Raw genomic sequence first — 23,309 nt, forward strand, 5'->3', positions numbered from 1 at the left:
GCGTTCGGACGTGGCGGCTGTGCCGGCGGCGGGGATCGTGGCGGAGGCGATGGTCGCGCTGGTGCTGGCGGACGCGGTCGCGGAGAAGTTCGGCGGCGACAGCGTGACCGAGACCCGCCGCAATGTCGCCTCGTACCTCGACAGTCTCTGGCCCGTCTAGAGCGGCGCGGCCCGGCGACGCCCCGGGCGGCGGGATGAATTCCGCCGCCCGGGGTCACCAGGCCTCCGGCCTTCGGCCTCGGTGTCCGGCCTCCGGCGTCCCGGGAACATCGCACGATCGACCGAAAATCGCCCTGGTGTTCCCTCCGTTGATGATCAAGAAGGTAGCCTGCGTCGGCTTTTCCTGATTGATCATCAGTGTGAGGGGACTTCCGGATGAACCGCATAAGCACCGTACTGGCCGCGCTCGGCATGACCGCCGGTCTGATGACGGCTCCCGCCGCGACCGCCGCCGCGCAGTCGCCGGGCGAGAGGACCGCCGCCGCCCCGGCCAAGAAGAACGAGCCCTGCACCGGCGAGTTCCGCGGCGACGCCCGCCTGGGCCCGAAGTACCTCCCCAAGAAGAACCTCGCACCGGTGGGCCCGCTGCTGAAGGGCTATCAGCGGACCGGCGACCTCAAGCCGGCCGCCTTCCTCAAGAAGTACTGGGAGGGGCCCGCCGAGTCCGGCAGCTGGAAGTACCCGCCCAACGACGGCTTCGGCGAGGTCAACGGCGAGATCGACAAGGAGCCCACCAAGCTCCGTCCCGGCCAGCGCCTGGACCGCTTCGGCTCCGAGTACGGCGGCTACCTCGCCCCGGCCGGCGACTCCTACGCCGAGCGCGCGCTGCCCCCGCAGAACCTCAACACCCGGGACGCCGCCGTCGCCTGCGACTACCGCGTCTACAAGGTCACCAAGGCGTTCTGGGTGTGGCAGGGCAGCATCGCCCCCTGGTTCGAGCAGCCCGGCGGCGGCCAGCAGATCAAGCTGGACCCGGTCTTCCTCAACCCCGGCCAGGACCAGCGGCTCAACGTCAAGTGGCTGCTGGAGCGCGGCTACCTCGCGCCCGCCGCCTGAGCGGGGATGAACCGCCACGGGGCACGGGCCGCGCTGATCGCCGCAGGGGTCGCCGACGGCCACTACCGCATCGAGGGGGTCCATGAGCCCGCGCCCCCGCCCCCCGACTTCCTCTTCCTGCGGAGCGCCCCGGACGGCACGTGGGAGACCGGGGCCTACGAGCGGGGCGTCCACCAGGTGGTCGCCCGCCACCCGGACGAGGCCGAGGCCTGCGCCCATCTGCTGCGACTCCTCCTCTGAGCACTTTTGAGGACCGCTGAGGACCGCTGAGAACCGTTGAGGACCGCTGAGGATCCTTCAAGATCCCTCTCGCGGAGCCCCGCCGTCCGTTGGCCCCCTCATGGCCGAGGGAAAGCCTGGAGCACTGGACCAATGGCCCAGTGCTCCAGGCGGCTCTTGAGCCAATGCCCCCTCGGATGCTTTTCTGTGCCGTATCCATGCACAGATCGGCGTCGCGCGGCGCCGGGCGGCAACGACGCCGGCCCCGGAGCGCGACGCCTTCGTCGTGCCGTCGAGCCCCCACCACCCCCGGGCGGCCCCCGGCGGCGGGCGAGAGGCGAGACAAGGGGGCGGCCGACCGCCGTGAAGAGGATGTTCGTGGCCCCGGACCCGGGGCGTCTCAGGCTCAGAAACGCGAGCCGCGCCGTCATCGGCGTCGGACTGGCCGTCGCCGCCTCGGAGCTGGCCGGGCTCTCGCTGACCGCCTCCATCACCGGAGGGCTGGCGGCCCTGCTCGCCCTCTTCACCGTCGCCGACGCCACCGTGCGCGCCCAGGCGAGGACCACCGCCCTGCTCCCGGCCGCCGGATTCCCCGTCCTGGCGCTGGCCGCCACCCTGCACGGCACCCCCCTGGTCCGGGACGCCGTCATCCTGACCATCGTCTTCGCGGGCGTCTACGCCCGCCGCTGGGGCCCGCGCGGCCACGCGCTGGGCATCTTCGCGTTCATGATGGCCTTCGTCACCCAGTTCCTGCACGCCGTCCCGTCGCAGCTGCCCGAGCTGTACGCCGCCACCGGCCTGGCGCTGGCCGTCGCCGCCCTGGTGCGGTTCGCGCTCTGGCCCATCGAGCGCTCCACCCCGCCCGCCGCCGCGCCCCCGCCGCTGCCCGGCACCGGACTGGCCCGCCCCACCACCCGCCAGGCCTTCCAGGCCACCGCCGCCTGCGCCCTCGCCCTCGCGCTGGGCCAGCTGCTCTCCGACGAGCGCTGGTACTGGGCCGTCGGCACCGCCTGGTGGATCTTCGTGAACACCGTGTCGCGCGGCGAGACGCTGGTACGGGGCTTCCGCCGGGTACTGGGCACGGTCGTCGGCGTCGTGGTCGGCGCGCTGATCGCGATCCCGCTGCAAGGGGCCCCGCTGCCCTCCGCCGCCCTGGTCGCCCTGTGCGTCTTCGGCATCTTCTACACCGCCGCTGTCTCCTACAGCTGGATGATGGTCGCCGTGACCCTGATGGCGGGGCTGCTCTACGGCCTGCTGGGCATCCTCGACCCCGCCCTGCTCGTCCTGCGCCTCCAGGAGACGGCGATCGGCGCGCTGGGCGCCGCCCTCGCCGTGGTCCTCGTACTGCCGGTCACCACCCACACCACCAACGACGCGTGGATCCAGCGCGCGCTGCGCTGCGTACGCGCCTCCGCCTCCGCCTCGGTCCAGCGGCTGGCCGGCGACCGGGGGGCCGACCCCGCCCCGCACATCGCCGAACTGGAACTGCTGCTGGGACGGGTACGCCTCTCCCTCGCCCCGCTGGTCCATCCGCTCAGCCCCTACCGGGGCCGCAAGGCACGCGCCCGCAGAGTGCTGGCCCTCCTCGACGAGTGCGCGGCCGAGCTGCGCGGACTGGTCGCCGTGGCGGCCGGCCCCGAGACCGGCCACGACGCCCGGCTCGCGGCGGCCTGGTCGCGGGTGGAGGCCGCGGTCGAGGCCCTGACCTCCCCGGCCGCCGGCCGGACGGCCGACACGGCGGGCCTCGCCCCGCACCCGGCCCCGGCCGCCGACGGTCCCGCGCTCACCCATGTGCGAGGCCTGGAACGGCTGCTCTCCGAACTCTTCGAGCCCCTGCGCACCCCGCCGACCGCCCCGGCCGCCGGTTCCTGAGGCGTCCCCGCCGGGGGCGAGTGCAGACAGTTGGTCTAGACCGCTGCTACCGTCTGCCGGGCCAACGAACGATCAGTGAGGGGAAACACTGTGGGCGACAACAGCGCCGGACGGGCATTCATAGGGTCGTTCACCTCGGCGGGCGGGCGCGGGATCATCGCCGCCGACGTCGACGCGGAGACCGGTGCGCTGACCGAGACAGGGGCCAGTGACGCCGTCGCCGACCCCTCGTACCTCGCCCTCGCCACCGGCGGACGGCCGGTGCTCTACGCCGTCTCCGAGACCGAGGACGGCGCGGTCGCCGCCTTCGACGTCCGGGACGGCACACCCCGGCAGCTCGGCGCGCGGGTGCCGGTGGACGGCGCGAGCCCCACCCATCTCGCCGTCGTCGCCGGCCATGTGCTCACCGCCAACTACGGCTCCGGCAGCGTCAGCGTGCTCCCCCTGGACGAGGACGGCGTACCGGCCGCCCCCACCGCGGTGCTGCGCCACGAGGGCTCCGGCCCCGACCCCGACCGCCAGCTCGGCCCGCACGCCCACCAGGTGCTGCCCGACCCCAGTGGCCGCTGGACCCTCGCGGTCGACCTCGGCACCGACTCCGTGTGGATCAGCGCCGTCGACCCCGGGACCGGCGAGCCGGCCCCGCACGGCGAGACCGCGCTGCGCCCCGGCACCGGCCCGCGCCATCTGGCCTTCCACCCGTCCGGCGGCCAGGTCTATGTGCTGAACGAGCTGGTGCCCACCCTCACGGTCTGCCGCTGGGACGCCGAGCGCGGGCTGCTGGAGCCGGTCGGCGAGACCTCCGTGCTCCCCGACGGAGCCGCGGGCCCCGCCTATCCGTCCGAGGTCGTCGTCTCGCACGACGGACGGTGGCTGTGGGCCGCCACCCGGGGCCACGACAGCATCGCCGTCCTCGCGCTCGACGCGAGCGGTGAGCGGCCCGAACTGGTCACCACCGTGCCGTGCGGCGGCCACTGGCCGCGCGACCTGGCCCTCGACCCCACGGGCCGCAGGCTCTACGCCGCCAACGAGCGCTCCGGCGACGTCACCTGGTTCGACATCGACCCGGACACCGGCGTGCCCCGGAAAGCGGGCTCCCTGGCCGCCCCGGCGGCCTCCTGCGTGATCTTCACCCCGCCGGCCCGGTAGCGGCCCTACGGGCCCGTACAGGGCCCGGAACCGTACGGAACGGAGAGGGCCCGCCACCGCTCGAAGCGGCGCGGGCCCTTCTCCGTACCGTGTACTCAGTGCACCGGCGAGCCCTGCGGCTGCGGGGTGATGCCCAGCGTGGTGGTGTACTGCGACAGCACCAGCTTGCCGATCGCCGGGTACGCCCCCAGCGCCTCGGCGGCCGGGCAGCCCGCGTCCTTGACGGCGGCCTCCAGCAGTCCGTCCGGCAGCTCGGGGCCGACCAGATACGGGGCCAGGGCCAGCTGCGTCGAACCGGAGCCGCGCAGCTGATCGGCGATCGCGCCCACCGAGCCCTCGTTGTCGAGCGCCGCCGCCATCACGGGCACCGCCAGCCGGGCGGCCAGCAGCATGCCGGTGATCCCGGCCGCCCGCACGGCCTCGTCCCCGCCGACCGTCGCCAGGATGATCCCGTCGGCGGCGGTGGCCACGGTGAACAGCCGGGCACGGTCCGCCCGCGCCAGCCCCGCCTCCGACAGCCGCACATGCACGGCCTCGGCGAGCAGCGGATGCGGACCGAGTACGTCCGTCAGCTCGGCCGGGGCCCCGCTCTCCATGACGCCCTGGCGGATCCGCCGCATCAGGACATTGTCGGGGCCCGCGAGCAGCGGCACCACGACCGCCACCGGACCCTCGGGCTCGGCGACCTCACGGCCCGCCGCCCGCGCGATCTGGTACCGCTCGGTGCGCCGGGCGGCCGTGTGCGCGAGCACCTGCTGAAGGCTGGGGTACTCGGCGTCCTCGCCGTCCAGGTATCCGATGCCGACCTCAAGGCCGGGCAGCTCGGACCGCGCGATGCTTATGGTCTCTTCGGCCAGGCCGCGGGTCGAGGGCGAGGGGACGCCGGGCACGGCGAGAATCAGCGCGGGCGCGCCCTCGGGGGCGGCCACGGGTTCCGGTCGGCGGTGCCGTCCGGACTGACGAGGTCGCGGCATTCGTACAGGCAGGCCGGACGCGGGCCCAGTGGGGGAGCTCATGGCGCCGCATGCTACTGGCTTTGAGGGCGTGACTGTTCGGGGAGGGGGTGGTCAAGTGTCATCTGTCCGTATTTATCCGATGGATATCGTCTGTCTGGGTACTCTGCGACCCATCGTCTTATCTGCCCCGCTCTGTTGGCACATGAAGCAGTGTCGGATGACGCGGCAGCCGCAGCGAGCCCCCGGCGAGCGCGGACGCCAGCAGCACCGCCCCGGCGAGCGGATCCCCGGCCGCGGTCACCGTCCGGACGCCGGGCAGCAGCGCGGCCGTCTCCGCGCGCAGCGGGGCGAGCAGGGGTTCGCCCATCGCGAACAGACCGCCCGTCAGCGCGACCTCCCGCGCCGGCCCGTCCCCCGGGGGCGGACACACCGCCTCGGCCGCCTCGGCGATCTGACGGGCCGCCAGCGCGAGGATGCCGGCCGCCCGCTCGTCCCCGGCCGCCGCGCAGCGGCCGACCTCCGGCGCGAACGAGGCCAGCACCGCGGGCCGGTCGGTACGCGGATACACCCGGCCCGGCAGCTCCCCGGCCGGCCCGAACATCGCCTCGGCGGCGCTCAGCAGCGCGGCGGAGCCGCCGCGCCGCCCGTCGTGGGCGCGCAGCGCGGCCCGCAGACCGGCCTCCCCGATCCAGGAGCCGCCGCCCTCGTCGCCCAGCAGATGACCCCAGCCGTCGGCCCGCCGCCAGCCGGTCAGATCCGTGCCCAGCGCGATCATTCCGGTGCCCGCCGCCACCACCGCGCCGGGGCGCTGGCCGAGCGCCCCCGCGTAGGCGGTGACGGCGTCCGCCGCGAGCGCGATCCGGCGCACCCCCAGCGATTCGGCGAGCGCCCCGGGCAGTTCCGCGCGCAGCCGCCCGCCGAGCGTCGCCATACCGGCCGCGCCGACCGCCGCGGCCACCACGGAGCCGCCGCCGGCGTCCGCCAGCAGCGCCCGCGCCATCGGCGTCAGCCGCTCCAGCAGCTGCCCCGCGTCGATCCCGTCGGCCCCGGTGCGCACCGGGGCCGAGGAACGCAGCGACTTCGCGCGCCCCGGGTCGGCGGCGTCCGCGAGACCCACCCGCAGCCCCGAGCCCCCGGAGTCCACCCCGAGCACCCAGCGCGTGGTCATGGCAGCAGCCACTCGACCGGCTGGGCCCCCTGACGTTCGAGCAGCTCATTGGCGCGGCTGAAGGGGCGCGAGCCGAAGAAGCCCCGGTCCGCCGACATGGGGGAGGGGTGCGCGGACTCGATCGCCGGGAGATCGCCGAGCAGCGGGCGCAGATTTCTGGCGTCCCGCCCCCACAGCACCGAGACCAGGGGCTTGCCCCGGGCGGCCAGCGCCCGGATGGCCTGCTCGGTCACTTCCTCCCACCCCTTGCCGCGATGGGCGGCCGGCTTGCGGGGAGCGGTGGTGAGCGCCCTGTTCAGCAGCAGTACGCCCTGGCGGGTCCAGGGGGTCAGATCGCCGTTCGACGGACGGGGGTGCCCCAGATCGGCGTGCATCTCCCGGAAGATGTTGTCCAGGCTCCCGGGCACCGGCCGCACCTCGGGCGCCACCGAGAAGCTCAGCCCCACCGCGTGCCCCGGTGTGGGATAGGGGTCCTGACCGACGATCAGGACGCGCACCTCGTCGAACGGCTGCTGGAAGGCGCGCAGCACATTCGCCCCGGCGGGCAGATACGTCCGCCCCGCCGCGATCTCGGCACGCAGGAAGTCGCCCATCGCGGCGATACGTTCGGCAACCGGCTCCAGGGCCTCGGCCCAGCCCGGCTCGATGATGTCCTTCAAAGGTCGTCGCGCTGTCACGAAGCGTCACTCTACTGGGGCAACGCCGCCGCCCGTCCCGTCCGGTACGAGATCCATCAAACTACGAGAAGTTTCGTACGATGGGACATCGGGCCCACCGGCCCGGAATGCCGAATGGAGCTGCCGTGCGAACCACGACAAACCCCCGCGATCTCCCCCACCCCGCACGAGAGGACATCCGTCTGGAAGGCGTCCTCCACGCCCTCTCCGACCCCCTCCGCCTCCATGTGGTCCACACCCTGGCGGGCTCCCCGGAACAGCTCTCCTGTTCCCATTTCGACCTGCCCGTGACCAAGTCGACCTCCACCCACCACTTCCGGGTCCTCCGCGAGAGCGGCGTCATCCACCAGGCCTACCGAGGCACCTCGAAGATGAACGACCTCCGCCGCGACGACCTCGACAACCTCTTCCCCGGCCTCCTCGACAGCGTCCTCGTCGCCGTCTCCCGCCACTCCTCCGCCCCGCCCGGCCGAACCGGAGGTGCGCCCCCGGCCCCGCCTGCGGTATATTGATCATGTGCTCGCGGCCGGAACAACCGGTCGAGGGACTCGCGTTGGTGGTCCAAGGAAAGATACCCCGCTTCCCGTGGGGGGATGCAGGTGCAAGGCCTGCCCAGCGCTCCGGTCGAAGCCCCGGTCTCCCGATGGAGGCCGGGGCTTTCCGTGTGCCGAGGTCAGCCCCGCCCGAGGGCCGTGACGGTCGGGCGTCCGGCGCGGAGTTCACCGGCGCGGACCACTGCGATCAGGGTGCCGGCGGCGATCCCGGGCAGGCCGGTCACGGTGTCGGGGCCGAAGCTCTCGCGTGTGATCGCGTGGCGGAATCCTCCCGCGATGGCGAGTTCGCCGAGCCCGTGACATGCCCCATGGCGACCGGGGGAATCCTGAGGCGCTGTATGAGCTGACAGGGTGCCGCGCGGGGTGGACCACGCGTGCCGCCGCGCATATGCATCACTTGGCTGGTTACGTGTTAATTGTGCGAGAAACGGGGTTTCCTCACGCTCATGACCAGGGTGATCCGGGCGAGGCGCTGCCGTATCCGCCGGTCTGGGAGGTCCAGGGCCGTGGCACGGTCACCCGGGCGGGGCCGCCGGCGGCGGGGCCGGGGGCCGGGGGGCCGTCCTGGTTCGACGTTCGGCTGACCTTCGCCGACGGGGCGCGGATCGATGTGCTCGCGGTGGTGGAGGACGGCCGTATCACGATCGAGGATCTGTGCGCCGAACCACCGCTGTCCCTGCCGGAGTTCAGCGCTCTGGCCCGCCTCATCGAGACCCCGCTGGCGGACGCCTGCCGCACCGCCGCCGCCCCGGACCCGCCGCCGGGGCCCGTGCCGCTCGCGCTCGTGCCCGCCGAGGAGCCTTCCGTACCGGCCGCTGGGCATCGCAGACCGCGCCCTGGGCGGCTCAGGGGCCGGACGGTACGCCGGATCGCCGCCGACGCCTACCGGGCCGCGCAGCGGGACGGGGCCGATCCCGTCCTGGCGGTGATGGGCGCGACCGGGCGCAGTCGCCGCAAGTCGCTCCGGCTGATCTCCGGGGCCAGGGACGAGGGTTATCTCGCCCCTCGGCACCACCGGCGTTAGCGCCCCGGGGGCGGCGGCGGTTCGGCGTCCGTGGCCAGCCGGGCGTGGAGTTCCACATCGTGGCGTACGCCGTCGTACTGGAGCTTCTGGCGCTCCCGCCCCTCCACGGCGAAGCCCGCGGCGCGCGCCACCTGGCAGGAGGCAGGGTTGTTCACCCGGTGGCCCAGCTCCAGCCGGAAGAGGTCCGCGTCGTCGAAGGCCCAGCGGGCGAGGGCGTGGCAGCTTCGGGAGGCGACGCCCCGGCCCCGGGCCGCCGGCACGGTCCAGTAGGAGACCCAGCCGGTGGAGTGGCACCGGTCCACCGCGCCCACCGAGACCTGGCCCAGCAAGGTGTCCTCGCCGTCGACCACGGCGAAGGAGAAGGCGGTCCCGAGGGCCCACTCGTCGGCGCGATCCGCGATCCAGCGCTCGGCGGCGGTCGTCGAATCCACCGGACGGCGGCTCTGGCCGCGCATGAGGGGATCGCCGAAGGCGGTCGCCACCGGGAGGACGTCCCGGGCCGCCCATCCGCGCAGCACCAGGCCGGAAGGGGTCTCCACGAGATCGCGCACGCCGTGGGCCCCGCTCCGGGGCGGGCCCGCCGGCATCCCGGTTCCCGGTCCCCGGCCGCCGCCGTCGCCGATCATCCGCCGGCTCACATGTCGCGCATGCGGTCGATCTCGGTGGCCTGGCTCGCGATCACATCGCTCGCCATCTCCTCCACCCGGACGTTCTTCCCGTCCGCCAGCACCTGGGTGGCCATGGCGATCGCCCCCTCGTGGTGAGTGATCATCAGCTTCAGGAAGAGCTTGTCGAACGCCCTGCCCTTCGCCTCCCGCAACTGCTTCAGCTGCGCCTCGCTCGCCATCCCGGGCATCGCGCCCGCGTCGTGCCCGCCGTGGTGCCCGTGGTCGCCGTGGCCCTTCCCGCTCTTCGCGGTGTGGCCGCCGTGGCTTTTCAGCCAGCCCTCCATGCCGCCGATCTCGGGCTTCTGAGAGGCGGCTATGCGCTCCGCCAGAGCCTTGACCTGCCGTGACTCACCACGGTCGGGGACCAGCGCGGTCATCGTCAGGGCCTGCCGGTGATGCTCGATCATCATGTGCGCGTAGGAGAGGTCGGCATCGTTGGGCGAGTCGTCCGGCAGGGCCTTGCGGGCGTCCTCGGCGGAGAGCGTCCTCGCCGGTTCGCCGGGCTTGCCGGGGGCCACCACGGAGGGGCCGGCATCCGCCGCGGCCTTGGGCGGAGCGTCGGAGTCCGACTCGCAGGCTCCGAGGGTCAGTACGGCCGCGAGGACCGCGGGCACGACGGCCAGCGCGCGGACGCGGGGCTTCCAGCGGCGGTTCGCCATGGCGACCTCCTGTGTCATTCGGGGTGTTTGACGACTGTTCGAGTCCGTCCTAACACGGTCCGGAGGCCTGATGATCAAAAAGTTTCATTACGTCTGTGTTGCCGTCTGTTGAGATGTCCATGCTAGGGAAGATACTGCCGAGATCCGTGAACCGTTCAACCAGGAACGGACTCAAGGGAGGACGCAGTGAGTTTGTTGCACATCAACCGCGTGCGGCGGAGACGACTGGGCGCGGCCACCGCCGCGGCCGGCCTCCTGGCCACGCTGCTGACGGCCGGCCCCGCGCTGGCCACCCCCGACCCGGGGGACGGCCCCACCCAGAAGGCCAAGGTCTCCTCGGGTCAGCAGGCCGAGGACCGCTCCGCCATCACGAGCGGCGAGATACCCGGCGTGGACGAGATAGTCCACAGCGACAACATCGAGCACCTCGTCAATATCCCCAAGGGCGCCCTCAAGGGCATCAACACGGACATCTCCTTCCAGGGGAAGTACGCCTACGCCGGCAACTACGACGGCTTCACCATCTACGACATCAGCAACCCCAAGGCCCCGGAGACCGTCTCCGAGGTGCTCTGCCCCGGCGGTCAGCACGATGTCTCGGTCAGCGGGGACCTGCTGATCCTCTCCACCGACTCCTCGCGCAGTGACAACTCCTGCAACAGCACCTCGCAGTCCGCCACGGTGAAGGAATCGTGGGAGGGCATCAAGATCTTCGACATCAGCGACAAGCGGAACCCGAAGTACGTCGCCGCCGTCGAGACCGCCTGCGGTTCGCACACCAACACCATCGTGCCCGAGCGGCGCAATGTGTACGTGTACGTCTCGTCGTACGGCCCGCAGGCGGCCTACCCCGACTGCCAGCCGCCGCACGACGGCATCTCCATCGTCAAGGTGCCGCGCAAGGCCCCCGAGAAGTCCCGGGTCATCGACTTCCCGGTGCTCTTCCCGGGCGAGGGCCCGGACGGCGGCGGCAACCCCGGAGCCCCCACCAACCCGGGTGTCTCCAAGACCACCGGCTGCCACGACATCACCGTGCTGCCCTCCAAGGACCTCGCGGCGGGCGCCTGCATGGGCGACGGCATCCTGTTCTCCATCAAGAACCCGGAGCGCCCGGAGATCATCGACCGGGTCCAGGACAATGTGAACTTCGCGTTCTGGCACTCGGCCACCTTCAACCAGGGCGCCAAGAAGATCGTCTTCACCGACGAGCTGGGCGGCGGCGGCTCGGCCACCTGCAACGCCGAGGTCGGGCCCAAGCGCGGTGCCAACGGCATCTACGACATCGTCGGCAAGGGCGACCAGCGCAAGCTGGTCTTCCGCAGCTACTTCAAGATCGACCGCCACCAGGCCGACTCCGAGGTGTGCGTCTCGCACAACGGCTCGCTCATCCCGGTGAAGGGCCGTGACCTCATGGTCCAGGCCTGGTACCAGGGCGGCATCTCGGTCTGGGACTTCACCGACTCCTCGAAGCCCCAGGAGATCGGCTTCTTCGAGCGCGGCCCGGTCCGCCTCGACCGGGTCACCACCGCGGGCCCCTGGTCCTCGTACTACTACAACGGCCATGTCTACTCCAACGACATCGCCAAGGGCCTCGACGTCCTGAAGATCAACGACAAGCGTACGAATCCGGCGAAGCGAATCCGGCTGGACGAGCTGAACGCCCAGACCCAGCCCGACTACTTCGACGACGACCACGGTCGCGACGACTGATCGGCAGCCGGACGACCGGTCACCGGACCGGTCACCGTCTCGTCAGGCGTTCCGCCGGACGGCTCCCCGTCCGGCGGAACGCCGAGTTCCCAGTCGAGCCCGTACCGCTGGAACAGCTCCGCCCGCAGCCGGCGCGGATCCATCGGCACACCCGGCAGCACGATCGCGAAGACGGCCCCCATCAACAGGGCGCGCAGCAGCGGATAGTCCTCGTCCGCCGGGCCCCGGCCGTACCGCTCCACAGCGCCCCGCAGCAGGGCCGCCAGCCGCTGCTGCTCGGGGCACTGCACAAAGCCCTCGGCCTGGAGCACCCCCGACATATGAGTCCGCATCAGCGTCGGACGGTCGACGGCGAGCCCCAGCACGGCGTCTATGGCCCGTGCCAGCAGCTCGTCCCCGTCCTCGCTGCGCGGCTCGCGGCAGAGCGCCGCCTCCAGCGTCCGGTGCATCAGCCGGTGCACGGCCGACTGCAACAGCTGCCGCTTTCCCGGGAAGTAGTACGAGACCAGACCGCGCGCCGAGCCCGCCCGGTCGGCGATGTCGGCGAGCGTGGTCGCCTCGTACCCCCGCTCGCCCACCAGCTCCACCGTCGCCTGGAGAAGCCGCTCGCGGGAACGTCTGCGCATCTCTTCATTGACCGATGGGCGCCGCGGGGACATGCTTGACTCCTGCGTTGACTGGCTCTGAGCCAATATACTCAGCGCGATACGCCGAGAGGGCCCGAAAGCCGGTTCGGCGTGGGCCTGTTCCGGTCCGGGCGACGCGGGGGATCGTCCGGCCCGGGACGGTCCGGCCGCCGGACCGGGATCCCGGTTCCAAACCCCGGACTCCCGGGTCAGCGGGAGCGGACCGTCCGGTGGTGGACGGTGATCGAGAGGGTGACCACAGCGGCCCCCATCAGCCAGCCCGCCAGCACATCCGTGGGCCAGTGCACCCCGAGATAGAGCCGGGTCAGGCCGACTCCGACGACGGACACGACGACGGCCGCCCACCCCCAGAGCCGTGCGCGGTCCGAGGCCCCCCGCCGGACGAGCACCCACAGCAGCAGACCGCAGACGACCGTGGCGGTCATCGCGTGGCCCGAGGGGAAGGCCGCGTAGTGCGCCGAGTCGACGGGGTCCGGCCACTGGGGACGCTCCCGGCCCACGGACGCCTTCAGGGTCTGCTGGACGGCGGAGCCCATGAGCGTCGTCCCGGCGATCCAGCAGGCGAACAGCCGCTCCCCCCGGTACCACAGCCACACCACGGCCACCGCGAGCAGCGCCCGCATCGTCCAGGGATCCCACACCCAGTCGGTGAGGATCCGATTGACGTGAACGATCCCCGGGTGCTCCACCGCCGAGCGGTGCAGTGCCTCGGCCACCCGCCGGTCGAACGAGATCAGCGGCGCCCAGGAGACGGCGACCAGGGTCAGCAGCACGGCGGAGAGCACGGCCAGGACCGCGCTCGTCCGGGCCGGCCCGCCGCCGCCACCGCCGGGCGGGCGGGGCGGGGAAGTGGGGGGAACCGGTCGCGGGGAAGACATGGAGGCGATCATTCCTGTCGGGTATGGGGTGGGGCCGGCGCGCCGGCCCGTGAGTGTCGCATTCCGGCCGCCGCTCCTCCCCGCGTTCCCCGGCGCGGCGGACGCAGTCGCTCCGGGGGCGTACGACAGGCTCTGAGGCAATACGGCTAGGTCAGCGCGCGCATCGCCGGTACGAAGGCGACCAGCAGGGGCACCACCGGCACCAGCGCCGCCGCCGCGGTCAGCCGCAGCCGGCGGCCGGGGGTGAGTCTCGGTGTGGCCGAGAGCAGCCGGTTCACTCGCCGGGGCAGCTGGGCCTCCGGGGTGCCGCAGGGGCCGAAGACGCCGCGGTCCTCGTTGAGACCGACCAGCGCCAGCGCGGTCGTCAGCCGGCCGAACCGCTTGGAGGCCATGTCGTCGGCGGCCAGCTCCACCAGCCGGTGCATCTCGTCGCGGAACGCGGCGAACACCGGAATCTGCGGAAACCCGTTGGCCAGCGCGGCGGAGCAGTGCAGCAGCCAGTCGTGCCTGGCCCGCGCGTGCCCCTGCTCATGAGCGAGTACGGCGTCGAGCTGACGGCCCTTCAGCCGGTGCAGGGCGGCGGTGGTGATGACCAGCCGGGGAGAGGTGCCCGGCAGCCACCAGGCGTCCGGACGCTCGCCCTCCAGCACCACCAGACGCTCACCGCCCGGCTGCTCGCCGGGGAGCAGCGGGGAGCGCACCAGCAGCTCGGTGCGCCGTCCGCGGCGGCGGGCGCGGGCGTCGCGGATCTCCCGGGTCAGCATCGCGGCGGTCCACACCCCGCCGGCCGCCAGCACCACCGCGAGAATGGCGGGCCACGGCTCGTCCGTGCCCAGGGCGTACGCCTCCACCACCGCACGGGGCGCGGGCGCGAAGACCTGCCCGCGCACCAGCTGCCAGGCGGCTGCCGCGCTGAAGGTCATGGAGAGCGCGAACGACAGCAGCACCGCCGCCACCACGCACTGCCACACCCACAGCGCCACGATCGGCTCGCGTTCCGACCAGTCGGCGCGCGACACCAGACGCGGGGCGAGCACGGCGGCCAGCGCGCCGAGCGACAGCAGCACGAGGGAGACCAACATGCGATCACCCTATGAGGGCCGGACTACCTGCGGGTACGGCGCGGCGGGGCAAGTGACGCACGACACGTTTCCCGGTGCCGTGCCCTCAGAGGGCGAGCAGCATCGCCAGCATCGCGACCCCCATCGCCAGCCGGCAGGCCCCGACCAGCCCGGGGCCGCGTTCCGGGGTCTCCGCTCCGTACGAAGGGGGCGCGGGTGCGGGGGCGGGTACGAGGCGTGCGCCCGAGCGCAGCACATGGACGGCGTAGTAGCCGAGCAGCGCGCCGGTCACCAGCGGGACCCCGGCCGCCGAGTGCCCGGCGTGGGCGGTGCCGGACATCATCGCCACGGCCATGTAGACCATGGTGAGCGAGCCGACGAGATGGTGGAGATGCCGGCCTCCGCCGCGCCCGGCCGACCACAGTCCGGCGAGGGCCGCGCCGCCGAAGAGGACCGCGTACAGCGGCCAGGTCCACCCGGGGAGAGCGAGCCCCGACGACACGGGCACGGCCATCGCGGCCATGCCCAGGCCCATCAGGGCCTCGTTCCCCGCCGCCGAGCGGGCCGGCCCGGAGCAGCCGCGCATCCGGGCCAGACAGTATCCGCCGGCCGTTCCGCAGAGCGCGACGAGCAGCCATCCGGACAGCGCGGGTCCGTGCACGGAGACCCTCCCCCTCGTCGGAGCCGACGGCCGACGGGTCGATGCCCGCCCCCGGCGGGGGCACACACCGGCGCACAGGGGTGTCTTCGGAGCGCAGGGCACGGCCGGGCCGCGCACCCCCGCCCGGCGGCCAACCCCTCTCGTCCCTCCGGCCTCAGGGGCGGTAACGGAGCGGATGCCCCTCGGGCACCTCCACCACCCCGATCCGGTGGCCGTCCGGCTCGGCGAGCCACATCTCCACCAGCCCCCAGGGCTCCCGCACGGGCGGCCGGAGCACCTCGGCGCCCCCGGCCGACAGCTCGGCGTGGACCGGGGCCGCATCCTCGACCTGGAGCCACAGCTCGACCCCGGCCGCCGCGGACCCGTCCGCGTCCGCCGCGCGCCCGGACAGTTCGAGGAAGCCGCCGCCGGGAAGCAGACCGTCCCCCGCTCGGGGCCGGTGCCGAACCCGCGGTGGACCGGCAGGGCGGGCGTCCGCCCGCAGAAGGCTCTGGACCGGTCCGGGTCGACAGGACGCACGATGATCCGGCTGCTCAGTACATGCACCATGAGGCAACCCCAACCGCAGACGCGTCCCCTCGATCCGTACCCGGTGACGCGCACCCCGTACCCTCGTTGAGTTCCCCGCGACCGGGGCGCACCCGGATCAGCGCGTGAACATCAGCACGCAGAGCAACGGCACGCAGATCGGACCGTCATGGGAGAGCCGAGCATGGACATCGCACCGCCCCGGAACCCGGCGAACGCGGGTGAACCCACCTTCCGTGACGCCGTCGACGCCGATGTGCCGGCGCTGCTCGCGCTGATCCAGTCCGCGTACCGGGGCGAGAGCAGCCGCCGGGGCTGGACCACCGAGGCCGACTTCCTCGACGGCGGCCGGATCGACGCCGCCGGAGTGCGCGCGATCATCCACGGCGCGGACAGCCGGCTGATCGCGGTGGAGCGGGACGGCCGGATCGTCGCCTGCTGCCAGCTGGAGCACCGGGGCGAGGCCGCCTATTTTGGACTCTTCGCCGTGGACCCCGGGCTCCAGGCCGCCGGGCTCGGCCGCCGCGTCCTCGCCGAGGCCGAGCGCACCGCCCGTGAGAGCTGGGGCGTGCGCGGGATGCAGATGACGGTGATCTCGGTACGGGAAGAGCTGATCGCCTGGTACGAGCGCCGGGGATACCGCCGTACGGGAGAGCTGAGCCCCTTCCCCTACGAGGAGGAGACCGCGGGCCTGCCGCTCCGGGACGACCTCGCCTTCGAACTGCTGGTCAAAGAGCTGCACTGACCCCGGTGCCCGGCCTGTGGCCCGCCCGGCGGGCCACAGGCGGCCGGGTCAGGCGGTGAACCGGCCGGTGCGCCGGATCTCGGGGAAGTCCGTGGTCGCGCCGTCGAGTTCGAGCGCGCGGGCCAGTCGCAGATGCCCCTGGGTGTTCACCACCCAGCCGATCACCTCGATCCCCTCGCCGTGCGCCTTCTCCACGGTCTCCAGAGTCAGCCTGCGGATGTTCAGGGCGAGCGCGCCCGCGCGTACGGTCTGGGCGCGCCGGACGATGTCCTCGCCCCAGCGGCTGGCGATGAGCACCGTCCGCACACCGGGCACCAGGGCGGAGATCTCCGCGACCGCCTCGTCGTGGAAGGAGGAGACGGTGACCCGGCCGGCGAGATCGTGGCGGATCATCGTCTCGGCCAGTGCCCTGGCGGCGGCCACATCCTTGATCTCGGCCTGGAGCGGGGTCCCCACCGCGCCCAGCACCTCGTCGAAGAGCGGCACCCGCTCACCGCCGCCCGCGTCCAGCTCCCTCAGCTCGGCGAGGGTCTTCTCGGCGATGGGGCCGGATCCGTCGGTCGTCCGGTCCACGTCGGCGTCGTGCATGACGACCAGCGCGCCGTCCTTGCTGAGATGCAGATCGAGCTCGATGGCGTCCATACCGCAGCGCTCGGCACGGACGAACGAGCGCAGGGTGTTCTCCGGCTCGACGCCCATGACCCCGCGATGACCGATGGTGAGGAAAGTCAAGATTCTCTCGCTTCCGTCGACGGCGGCATCCGGGCGGCGCGGCCCAGCGCGCCGTCCGGCAAGGACGCAGCCTAGTGGCCGCGCCGGGCGTGGCAACCGTGCGCGCACATCCGGTGCGGACGGGCGCGAGCGCCGGTACGGCACTGCCCGCCGAGGCTCGCGGGTACTCCCGGGCCAGGGGCTCTTCACCCGCTCGTGGGCGTGTTCCGGTCCGCGTTGACAAGCGGGGAAGCCTTCGTGCCCGTCTCCGGCGACAGTAAAAGTTTCGGTGATCATGGGGGGTGTGCAGGATAATTTCTTTACACCTACTTGTCCGGAAGAAGCCGTCATGGATACGGTGTCTTGACGCTAAGTTCTCCCGTGAAGGAAGTGACATGACGGAAATTCTTGTGCAGGCAGCCGCAAGCGCGGCCATATCCACCGGCGACCGAGTGATCGACCACCCGGCCTGGCCCCGGCTCAAGAACGCCGTCACGGAGATCAGGCCCTGGCAGTCCGCCGACGGCTCCATCGACTTCGACGCCGAGGGCGCGCCCACCCGCCGGGCCGCCGAGGAGACGCTGGGCCGGGTCACGGCCGCCGTCGAGGAGCTCTCCCCGCTGCTTCCCCACGACGCCGAGTACCACCGCGCCCTCGTGGCCGACCTGCGCGCCTGGGCCGACAGCGCCTTCGACGTCCCCGACTTCCTGGACTCGCTGCTCGCCTTCCAGCCCGCGGCCTCCCGCGCCGACGGCCTCCAGCACCTCGTCGTCTTCCCCATGTACACGCAGAACGGCAACCCGGACCGCAATCTGGAGGCCGTCGTCCTGCGCATGGTCTGGCCCGACTGGCTCGCCGAGCTGGAGCGCACCCGTTACGACAACCCGCTCTTCTGCGGCATCACCTTCGAGGACTTCACCGCGGGGTACGACACGAACTCGGCGGTCCTCTTCCCGGAGACCATCGCCGTCCGCGAGGCCCCCGAGCGCTTCACCTGGGGCGGCATCTTCTGCGACCGCGAGGCCGCCCGCTTCCGCGCCGTGACCGCCGCCGCCGTGGACGTGCTCGGCGTCGAGCTGCCCCAGGACATCCAGGAGATGGTCGGCGACCAGCAGCGCTGCCAGGAGGCCTTCGTCCTCTGGGACATGGTCCACGACCGCACCCACAGCCACGGCGACCTGCCCTTCGATCCCTTCATGATCAAGCAGCGCCAGCCGTTCTGGATGTACGGCCTCGAAGAGCTGCGCTGCGACCTCACCGCCTTCAAGGAGGCCGTGCGCCTGGAGGCCGACGGCGTCTCCCAGGGCCGCGACGTGCAGTACGCGGTGCTCTTCGACCGCATGTTCCGCTTCCCCGTCACCGGTGAGCGCGTACGCAACTACGACGGCGTCGGCGGCCAGCTCCTCTTCGCCTACCTCCACCAGCACGACGTACTGCGCTGGACGGACAACACCCTCAAGATCGACTGGGAGCGCGCCCCGCAGGTCACCAACCAGCTCTGCGCCGAGATCGAGAAGCTCTACCGCGACGGCATCGACCGGCCCAAGCTCGTCCACTGGTTCGCCGCCTACGAGCTGGTCTCCACCTATCTCGCCCCCCACCCCGGCTCCCGCTGGGCCAAGGGCCCGGACGCCCTCGATCTGACCCAGCCGCCCCGTAAACTCGTAGACGATGTGCTTCCGGACGAGTTTCCGCTCAGCATGTTCTATGAGGCGCTCGCCAAGAAGCTGAGGAAAGTGATCGCCTCCACCAAGGGCATCACCGCTGCGGGCCCGGTGGCCGGCGCGACCGCTTCGGGGGCAGCCGCGTGAGCACTGAAACCAAGGAGGCGACGACCATGAAGAACTCAGGCGGTCCGCTGGAGGGCGCCGTCGTCGCGGTCGCCGGAGCGGCGGGACCCGCGGGGCGGGCCGCGCTGCTGCGCCTGGCCGAGGCCGGAGCGACCGTCGTGGCGGCCGACGCCGACCCCGAGCGCCTGGCCTCGGCGGTCGACGCCGCCCGCTACGCGCACGGCGGGGCCACCGTCACCGGGGACACCGTCGATCTGCTCGATCTGGCCGCCACCCGGGAGTGGGCGGACAAGACCGAGAAGGAGTTCGGCAGGATCGACGGACTGGTCCATCTCGTCGGCGGCTGGCGCGGCAGCGCCTCCTTCGCCGAGACCGACCTGGCCGACTGGGACGTGCTGGAGCGGCTGCTCATCCGTACCGTCCAGCACACCTCCCTCGCCTTCCACGACGGACTGCTCCGCAGCGACCGCGGACGGTATCTGCTGATCAGCGCCGCCGGCGCGGGCCGCCCCACCGCGGGCAACGCGGCCTACGCCGCCTCCAAGGCCGCGGCCGAGGCCTGGACGCTGGCGCTCGCCGACGCCTTCCGCAAGGCCGGGGGCGAGACGGGTCCGAAGACCGCCGCCGCCATCCTGGTCGTGAAGGCACTGGTGCACGAGGCCATGCGCGCCGAGCGCCCGAACGCGAAGTTCGCCGGCTTCACCGATGTCGACGATCTGGCCGAGGCCATCGTCGGCGTGTGGGACCGCCCCGCCGAGGAAGCGAATGGACAGCGCCTGTGGCTGACGCCCCGACCGTGAAGCCCGTGACCACGGCCGCCCGCCGTCACCACGACCCCGAGGTGCGCGGTTTCGCCAGCGACAACTACGCGGGCGCGCACCCGGAGGTCATGGCCGCCCTCGCCCTGGCCAACGGCGGCCATCAGGTCGCCTACGGCGAGGACGAGTACACCGACCACCTCCAGCGCGTGATGCACAGCCACTTCGGCCCCGCCGCCGAGGCGTTCCCCGTCTTCAACGGCACCGGGGCCAATGTCACCGCCCTCCAGGCCCTCACCGACCGGTGGGGCGCGGTGATCTGCGCCGAGAGCGCCCACATCAATGTGGACGAGGGCGGCGCCCCCGAGCGGATGGGCGGCCTCAAGCTGCTGACCGTGCCGACCCCGGACGGCAAGCTCACCCCCGAGCTGATCGACCGGCAGGCCTGGGGCTGGGACGACGAGCACCGGGCGATGCCCCAGGTCGTGTCGATCACCCAGAACACCGAACTGGGCACGGTCTACACCCCCGCCGAGGTCCGGGCGATCGTGGAGCACGCCCATGAGCGCGGAATGAAGGTGCACCTCGACGGGGCGCGGATATCCAACGCCGCGGCCTCGCTGGACGTCCCCATGCGGACCTTCACCAACGCCGTCGGCGTCGACGTCCTCACCTTCGGCGGCACCAAGAACGGCATGCTCTTCGGCGAGGCCGTCGTCGTGCTGAACCCGGACGCCGTCAGCCATATGAAGCATCTGCGCAAGCTGTCGATGCAGCTCGCCTCCAAGATGCGCTTCGTCTCGGTGCAGCTGGAAGCCCTGCTCGCACGCGATCTGTGGCTCCGCAACGCCCGGCACTCCAATGCCATGGCCCGGCGGCTCGCCGACGGCGTGCGGCAGGTCGACGGGGTCGAGATCCTCCACCCCGTACAGGCCAACGCGGTCTTCGCCAGGCTGCCGCACGAGGTCAGCCTGCGGCTCCAGCGGCGCTTCCGGTTCTACTTCTGGGACGAGACGGCCGGCGACGTCCGCTGGATGTGCTCCTTCGACACCACCGAGGACGACGTGGACTCCTTTGTCCAGGCGCTCAAGGAGGAGATGGCCCGCTAGGACCTCTCCAAAATGCATGGGTATACGGCCGACCGGAAAATGATTGACTCCGGTCGGCCGTTCTCCATAAACTCCCCGGGCATGGAACTGCTGCAACAGCTGCCCGATCTCTCCGCTTATCTCGCCGCGGACGAGGTCATCGACCATGGGCACCCGCTGGTTCGCGAAGAGGCCCAGCGCCTCAAGGCCGAGAACGGCGACGCATACTCATACGCCAAAGCCGCCTTTGAATTCGTCCGGGACACCATTCCCCACTCCAACGACGCGGGCGATCCCCGCGTCACCTGGCGCGCCTCCGACGTCCTGCGGCTGAAGACCGGCATCTGCTACGCCAAGGCCCACGCCCTCGCCGCCCTGCTGCGGGCGGAGGGCATACCCACCGCCTTCTGCTACCAGAACCTCGGCGTCATTCACGGCCTGGTCGCCGTGTGGCTGCCCGGACCGGACGGGCGGCACGGCTGGGCGCGGCAGGACCCCCGGGGCAACAAGCCGGGCGTGGACGCGCGGTTCTCGCTCGACCGTGAGCGACTGGCCTTTCCGGTACGACCGGAGTGCAATGAAGTGGACTATCCGGTGTTGTATGCTGCACCGCATCCCGTCGTACTCCGCGCCCTCCAGACCGCGACCGACCGGGAATCCCTCTGGCCGCATCTCCCCACCGAACTGTGAGGCACTCCGGCATGGCGCTCACGCTCACCGTCTCCGACGAGGTCAGGGCGCTCGCGCCCGGCTTCACGCACCTCGCCGTCGAGGCGCGCGGCCTGGTCAACGGGCCCAGCAGCGAGGCGAGTTCCGCCCTCCTCGACGACGCCGCCCGCAGGCTCGCGATCCGGCTCGACGGCCGCGCCCCGCACGAGGACCCGCACATGGCCGCCTGGCGCGCCGTGTACACCGCCTTCGGCTCCAAGCCCTCGCGCACCCGCAACTCCGCCGAGGCGCTGGCCAAGAGGGCCCTCGCCGACGGCGGACTGCCGCGCGTCAACGCGCTCGTCGACCTCTACAACGCGATCAGCGTCGCCCATCTGATCCCCGTCGGAGGCGAGGACCTCAACCTCGTCCGGGGCGGAATGCGACTGCTGCGCGCCACCGGCGAGGAGCCGTTCGTCACCGTCGCGGCCGGCGAGGAGACGGTGGAGCACCCCGACGCGGGCGAAGTCGTCTGGTGCGACGACGAGGGTGTCACCTGCCGCCGCTGGAACTGGCGACAGGGCCCGCGCACCCGGCTCACCGAGGAGACCGTCGACGCGATCTTCCTGCTGGAGGCGCTCGACCCCATGACGGCCGACGCGCTCGAAGCCGCCGCCGCCGAGCTGGCCGAGTCGCTGGAGAAGCTGAGCCCCGGGGTGAGCGTCACCCTCCACCCGGCCCGATAAGGGCCCGGCGCAGGACGCCGAAGGCCGCCCCGGAGCAGTGTGCTCCCGGGCGGCCTTCGACGCGTGTGCGCGTGTGCTCAGCGAGCGCCGCGGATCTCGGCGGGCGACGGCGCGGTGCCCCCGAGGTGCGCGGGCACCCACCAGGTGTCCGACGCGTCCTTGGGGTGTACGGGGTAGGCGCGCTGCGCCGATTCGAGCAGCTCCTGCACCTGCTCCCGCAGCCGGCGGGTGATCGCGCCCGCGTACTGGTCGGCGGGGGCCTCGACCGGCTCGCCCACCCGGATCGTCACCGGGATGTGGCTGCGCCTGAAGTTGCGCGGCCGGCCCTTGGTCCACAGCCGCTGAGTGCCCCACAGCGCCATCGGGATCAGCGGTACGCCCGCCTCCTGCGCCAGCCGGGCCGCGCCCGACTTGAACGACTTCAGGGTGAACGACTCGGAGATCGTCGCCTCGGGGAAGACGCCGACGATCTCTCCCGCCCGCAGCGCCTCCAGGGCGTGCTGATAGGCCGCCTCGCCCTGCTTGCGGTCCACCGGGATGTGCTTCATGCCGCGCATCAGCGGGCCCGAGATCTTGTGGCGGAAGACCGCGTCCTTGGCCATGAAGCGCACCAGTCGCTTCTGGGGCAGGGCGGTGAGGCCGGAGAAGATGAAGTCCAGATAGCTGATGTGGTTGCTGACCAGCACAGCGCCGCCCGAGCGCGGGATGTTCTGCGACCCCTGAGTGTCGATCTTCAGGTCCAGCGCCTTGAACAAGGTGAGAGCGGCGCCGACGACCGGCCGATAGACGAACTCTGCCATCTGGGGAGGACCCTTCTGTCGTGCCCGGGGAGGGTTCGCCCGGTGTAAGTTACGCAGCCGTAGGTTTTCGGCACTGGGGCAGATCGTGCCCCATGTGCGCCGCTCTGACCAGTCCTGGCGGCTCCGGCGGGCGAGATTCTCGTCACGTCATGCATTTTCAGCCGTTTGTGACGGCGACCCCCATATGACTCCCCCTGTCAGTACGGCCGGAAAGGGGTTGGCAAGGTCACAGTTCCAAGCGCTTGCTTACGGGGTAGGTTGAATTCGTACTGGTGAGTAATATTCCGTTCGGAGCGTCGGTCGCCCCGGCCGGAAATCCCGCCCTTCGGGTTCTAAGCTGCCTGCCGAGGCAGGCCCCTGGCCCCGGCCCTGGGCGCGGGGGACTCCACAGAGATGACCACTGCTAGGAGGAGAGCCGGCGTGAGCTTGAGGATTGTTGTCTGTGTGAAGTATGTGCCCGATGCGGCGGGGGACCGGCGTTTCGCGGGGGATCTGACGGTGGACCGTGAGGGTGTGGACGGTTTGCTGTCGGAGCT

General features: G+C 72.1%; 24 protein-coding genes and 3 pseudogenes. 15 read left to right on the forward strand and 12 right to left on the reverse strand.

Annotation, left to right across the window (positions count from 1 at the left end; genetic code table 11):
• The 5 genes and pseudogenes from ABD371_RS34825 to ABD371_RS34845 all read left to right on the forward strand — a co-directional run.
• A pseudogene (locus ABD371_RS34825) lies at positions 1 to 160 on the forward strand (chorismate synthase); the annotation flags it as partial.
• Between the two features lie 215 nt (positions 161 to 375).
• Positions 376 to 1,056, forward strand: coding sequence for a TNT domain-containing protein (locus tag ABD371_RS34830; RefSeq protein ID WP_344486465.1), 681 nt, complete (start codon positions 376 to 378; stop codon positions 1,054 to 1,056).
• Positions 1,057 to 1,062: 6 nt separating this feature from the next.
• Entirely contained in the window at positions 1,063 to 1,296 is a 234-nt protein-coding gene (locus tag ABD371_RS34835; RefSeq protein ID WP_344486467.1) for a hypothetical protein, read from the forward strand.
• A gap of 351 nt (positions 1,297 to 1,647) precedes the next feature.
• Positions 1,648 to 3,147, forward strand: a complete 1,500-nt coding sequence (locus tag ABD371_RS34840) for an FUSC family protein (protein WP_344486523.1) — start codon at positions 1,648 to 1,650, stop codon at positions 3,145 to 3,147.
• A gap of 90 nt (positions 3,148 to 3,237) precedes the next feature.
• Positions 3,238 to 4,296 carry a lactonase family protein gene (locus ABD371_RS34845; protein WP_344486470.1) on the forward strand — a complete coding sequence of 353 codons (1,059 nt, stop codon included), beginning with the start codon at positions 3,238 to 3,240 and terminating at the stop codon, positions 4,294 to 4,296.
• Positions 4,297 to 4,391: 95 nt separating this feature from the next.
• Here ABD371_RS34845 and ABD371_RS34850 read toward each other — a convergent pair whose 3' ends face one another.
• The 3 genes from ABD371_RS34850 to ABD371_RS34860 form a co-directional block, all read right to left on the reverse strand.
• Positions 4,392 to 5,312 (reverse strand): sirohydrochlorin chelatase, encoded by a 921-nt coding sequence (locus tag ABD371_RS34850; protein ID WP_344486473.1) that lies wholly within the window; start codon positions 5,310 to 5,312, stop codon positions 4,392 to 4,394.
• A gap of 118 nt (positions 5,313 to 5,430) precedes the next feature.
• Positions 5,431 to 6,420: an N-acetylglucosamine kinase gene (locus ABD371_RS34855; protein WP_344486476.1), complete on the reverse strand. Its 990-nt coding sequence runs from the start codon at positions 6,418 to 6,420 to the stop codon at positions 5,431 to 5,433.
• Positions 6,417 to 7,079: a uracil-DNA glycosylase gene (locus ABD371_RS34860; RefSeq protein WP_190127071.1), complete on the reverse strand. Its 663-nt coding sequence runs from the start codon at positions 7,077 to 7,079 to the stop codon at positions 6,417 to 6,419. Before ABD371_RS34860 ends, ABD371_RS34855 begins: the two co-directional genes overlap by 4 nt.
• Positions 7,080 to 7,222: 143 nt before the next feature.
• Between ABD371_RS34860 and ABD371_RS34865 the strand changes: the two genes are divergently transcribed.
• Both ABD371_RS34865 and ABD371_RS34870 read left to right on the forward strand, forming a co-directional pair.
• Positions 7,223 to 7,609 carry an ArsR/SmtB family transcription factor gene (locus ABD371_RS34865; RefSeq protein ID WP_344486481.1) on the forward strand — a complete coding sequence of 129 codons (387 nt, stop codon included), beginning with the start codon at positions 7,223 to 7,225 and terminating at the stop codon, positions 7,607 to 7,609.
• 460 nt (positions 7,610 to 8,069) lie between these two features.
• The gene (locus ABD371_RS34870; RefSeq protein ID WP_381735577.1) at positions 8,070 to 8,675 is read left to right on the forward strand and encodes a DUF6214 family protein; all 606 of its coding nucleotides are present in this window, start codon (positions 8,070 to 8,072) and stop codon (positions 8,673 to 8,675) included.
• On the opposite strand, the gene ABD371_RS34875 is transcribed toward ABD371_RS34870, so the two are convergent.
• Together ABD371_RS34875 and ABD371_RS34880 are read right to left on the reverse strand one after the other, a co-directional pair.
• Positions 8,672 to 9,226 (reverse strand): GNAT family N-acetyltransferase, encoded by a 555-nt coding sequence (locus ABD371_RS34875; RefSeq protein ID WP_344486484.1) that lies wholly within the window; start codon positions 9,224 to 9,226, stop codon positions 8,672 to 8,674. The two genes, ABD371_RS34870 and ABD371_RS34875, sit on opposite strands and share 4 nt — an antisense overlap.
• Positions 9,227 to 9,309: 83 nt before the next feature.
• Positions 9,310 to 10,020, reverse strand: coding sequence for a DUF305 domain-containing protein (locus ABD371_RS34880; RefSeq protein ID WP_381735571.1), 711 nt, complete (start codon positions 10,018 to 10,020; stop codon positions 9,310 to 9,312).
• A 168-nt stretch (positions 10,021 to 10,188) separates the two neighbouring features.
• Between ABD371_RS34880 and ABD371_RS34885 the strand changes: the two genes are divergently transcribed.
• On the forward strand, positions 10,189 to 11,712 hold the full coding sequence (locus ABD371_RS34885) for an LVIVD repeat-containing protein (RefSeq protein ID WP_344486487.1): 1,524 nt from the start codon (positions 10,189 to 10,191) through the stop codon (positions 11,710 to 11,712).
• Here the strand turns inward: ABD371_RS34885 and ABD371_RS34890 are convergent.
• The 5 genes and pseudogenes from ABD371_RS34890 to ABD371_RS34910 all read right to left on the reverse strand — a co-directional run bounded on the left by ABD371_RS34890 (position 11,679) and on the right by ABD371_RS34910 (position 15,508).
• On the reverse strand, positions 11,679 to 12,371 hold the full coding sequence (locus tag ABD371_RS34890; RefSeq protein ID WP_344486490.1) for a TetR/AcrR family transcriptional regulator: 693 nt from the start codon (positions 12,369 to 12,371) through the stop codon (positions 11,679 to 11,681). The genes ABD371_RS34885 and ABD371_RS34890 overlap by 34 nt on opposite strands.
• Positions 12,372 to 12,547: 176 nt before the next feature.
• Complete coding sequence (locus ABD371_RS34895; RefSeq protein ID WP_344486493.1) at positions 12,548 to 13,237, reverse strand: phosphatase PAP2 family protein; 690 nt, start codon at positions 13,235 to 13,237, stop codon at positions 12,548 to 12,550.
• A gap of 146 nt (positions 13,238 to 13,383) precedes the next feature.
• Entirely contained in the window at positions 13,384 to 14,319 is a 936-nt protein-coding gene (locus tag ABD371_RS34900) for a M56 family metallopeptidase (RefSeq protein WP_344486496.1), read from the reverse strand.
• Between the two features lie 85 nt (positions 14,320 to 14,404).
• Positions 14,405 to 14,959 (reverse strand): DUF5134 domain-containing protein, encoded by a 555-nt coding sequence (locus ABD371_RS34905; RefSeq protein ID WP_344486499.1) that lies wholly within the window; start codon positions 14,957 to 14,959, stop codon positions 14,405 to 14,407.
• A gap of 154 nt (positions 14,960 to 15,113) precedes the next feature.
• Positions 15,114 to 15,508 (reverse strand): annotated as a pseudogene (locus tag ABD371_RS34910) (VOC family protein).
• 163 nt (positions 15,509 to 15,671) lie between these two features.
• Between ABD371_RS34910 and ABD371_RS34915 the strand changes: the two are divergent.
• A complete protein-coding gene (locus ABD371_RS34915) occupies positions 15,672 to 16,232 on the forward strand; it encodes a GNAT family N-acetyltransferase (protein WP_344486502.1) in 561 nt (186 codons plus the stop codon).
• A 48-nt stretch (positions 16,233 to 16,280) separates the two neighbouring features.
• Here the strand turns inward: ABD371_RS34915 and ABD371_RS34920 are convergent, their stop codons facing one another.
• Positions 16,281 to 16,931 carry a glycerophosphodiester phosphodiesterase gene (locus ABD371_RS34920; protein WP_190127073.1) on the reverse strand — a complete coding sequence of 217 codons (651 nt, stop codon included), beginning with the start codon at positions 16,929 to 16,931 and terminating at the stop codon, positions 16,281 to 16,283.
• A 407-nt stretch (positions 16,932 to 17,338) separates the two neighbouring features.
• Here ABD371_RS34920 and ABD371_RS34925 point away from each other — a divergent pair, with 407 nt between their 5' ends.
• From ABD371_RS34925 to ABD371_RS34945, 5 genes are all read left to right on the forward strand, one after another.
• The gene (locus tag ABD371_RS34925) at positions 17,339 to 18,754 is read left to right on the forward strand and encodes a DUF6421 family protein (RefSeq protein ID WP_344486505.1); all 1,416 of its coding nucleotides are present in this window, start codon (positions 17,339 to 17,341) and stop codon (positions 18,752 to 18,754) included.
• 26 nt (positions 18,755 to 18,780) lie between these two features.
• Entirely contained in the window at positions 18,781 to 19,533 is a 753-nt protein-coding gene (locus tag ABD371_RS34930; RefSeq protein WP_344486508.1) for an SDR family NAD(P)-dependent oxidoreductase, read from the forward strand.
• Positions 19,512 to 20,600, forward strand: a complete 1,089-nt coding sequence (locus ABD371_RS34935; protein ID WP_344486511.1) for a threonine aldolase family protein — start codon at positions 19,512 to 19,514, stop codon at positions 20,598 to 20,600. Before ABD371_RS34930 ends, ABD371_RS34935 begins: the two co-directional genes overlap by 22 nt.
• Positions 20,601 to 20,681: 81 nt before the next feature.
• The gene (locus ABD371_RS34940) at positions 20,682 to 21,269 is read left to right on the forward strand and encodes a transglutaminase domain-containing protein (RefSeq protein ID WP_344486514.1); all 588 of its coding nucleotides are present in this window, start codon (positions 20,682 to 20,684) and stop codon (positions 21,267 to 21,269) included.
• An 11-nt stretch (positions 21,270 to 21,280) separates the two neighbouring features.
• Positions 21,281 to 21,973, forward strand: a complete 693-nt coding sequence (locus ABD371_RS34945) for a B3/B4 domain-containing protein (RefSeq protein ID WP_344486517.1) — start codon at positions 21,281 to 21,283, stop codon at positions 21,971 to 21,973.
• Positions 21,974 to 22,050: 77 nt separating this feature from the next.
• Here the strand turns inward: ABD371_RS34945 and ABD371_RS34950 are convergent, their stop codons facing one another.
• Positions 22,051 to 22,773 (reverse strand): lysophospholipid acyltransferase family protein, encoded by a 723-nt coding sequence (locus ABD371_RS34950; RefSeq protein WP_344486520.1) that lies wholly within the window; start codon positions 22,771 to 22,773, stop codon positions 22,051 to 22,053.
• A 420-nt stretch (positions 22,774 to 23,193) separates the two neighbouring features.
• Between ABD371_RS34950 and ABD371_RS34955 the strand changes: the two are divergent.
• A pseudogene (locus ABD371_RS34955) lies at positions 23,194 to 23,309 on the forward strand (electron transfer flavoprotein subunit beta); the annotation flags it as partial.

It is taken from the genome of Streptomyces amakusaensis (genome assembly GCF_039532665.1).
Classification (GTDB): domain Bacteria; phylum Actinomycetota; class Actinomycetes; order Streptomycetales; family Streptomycetaceae; genus Streptomyces; species Streptomyces amakusaensis.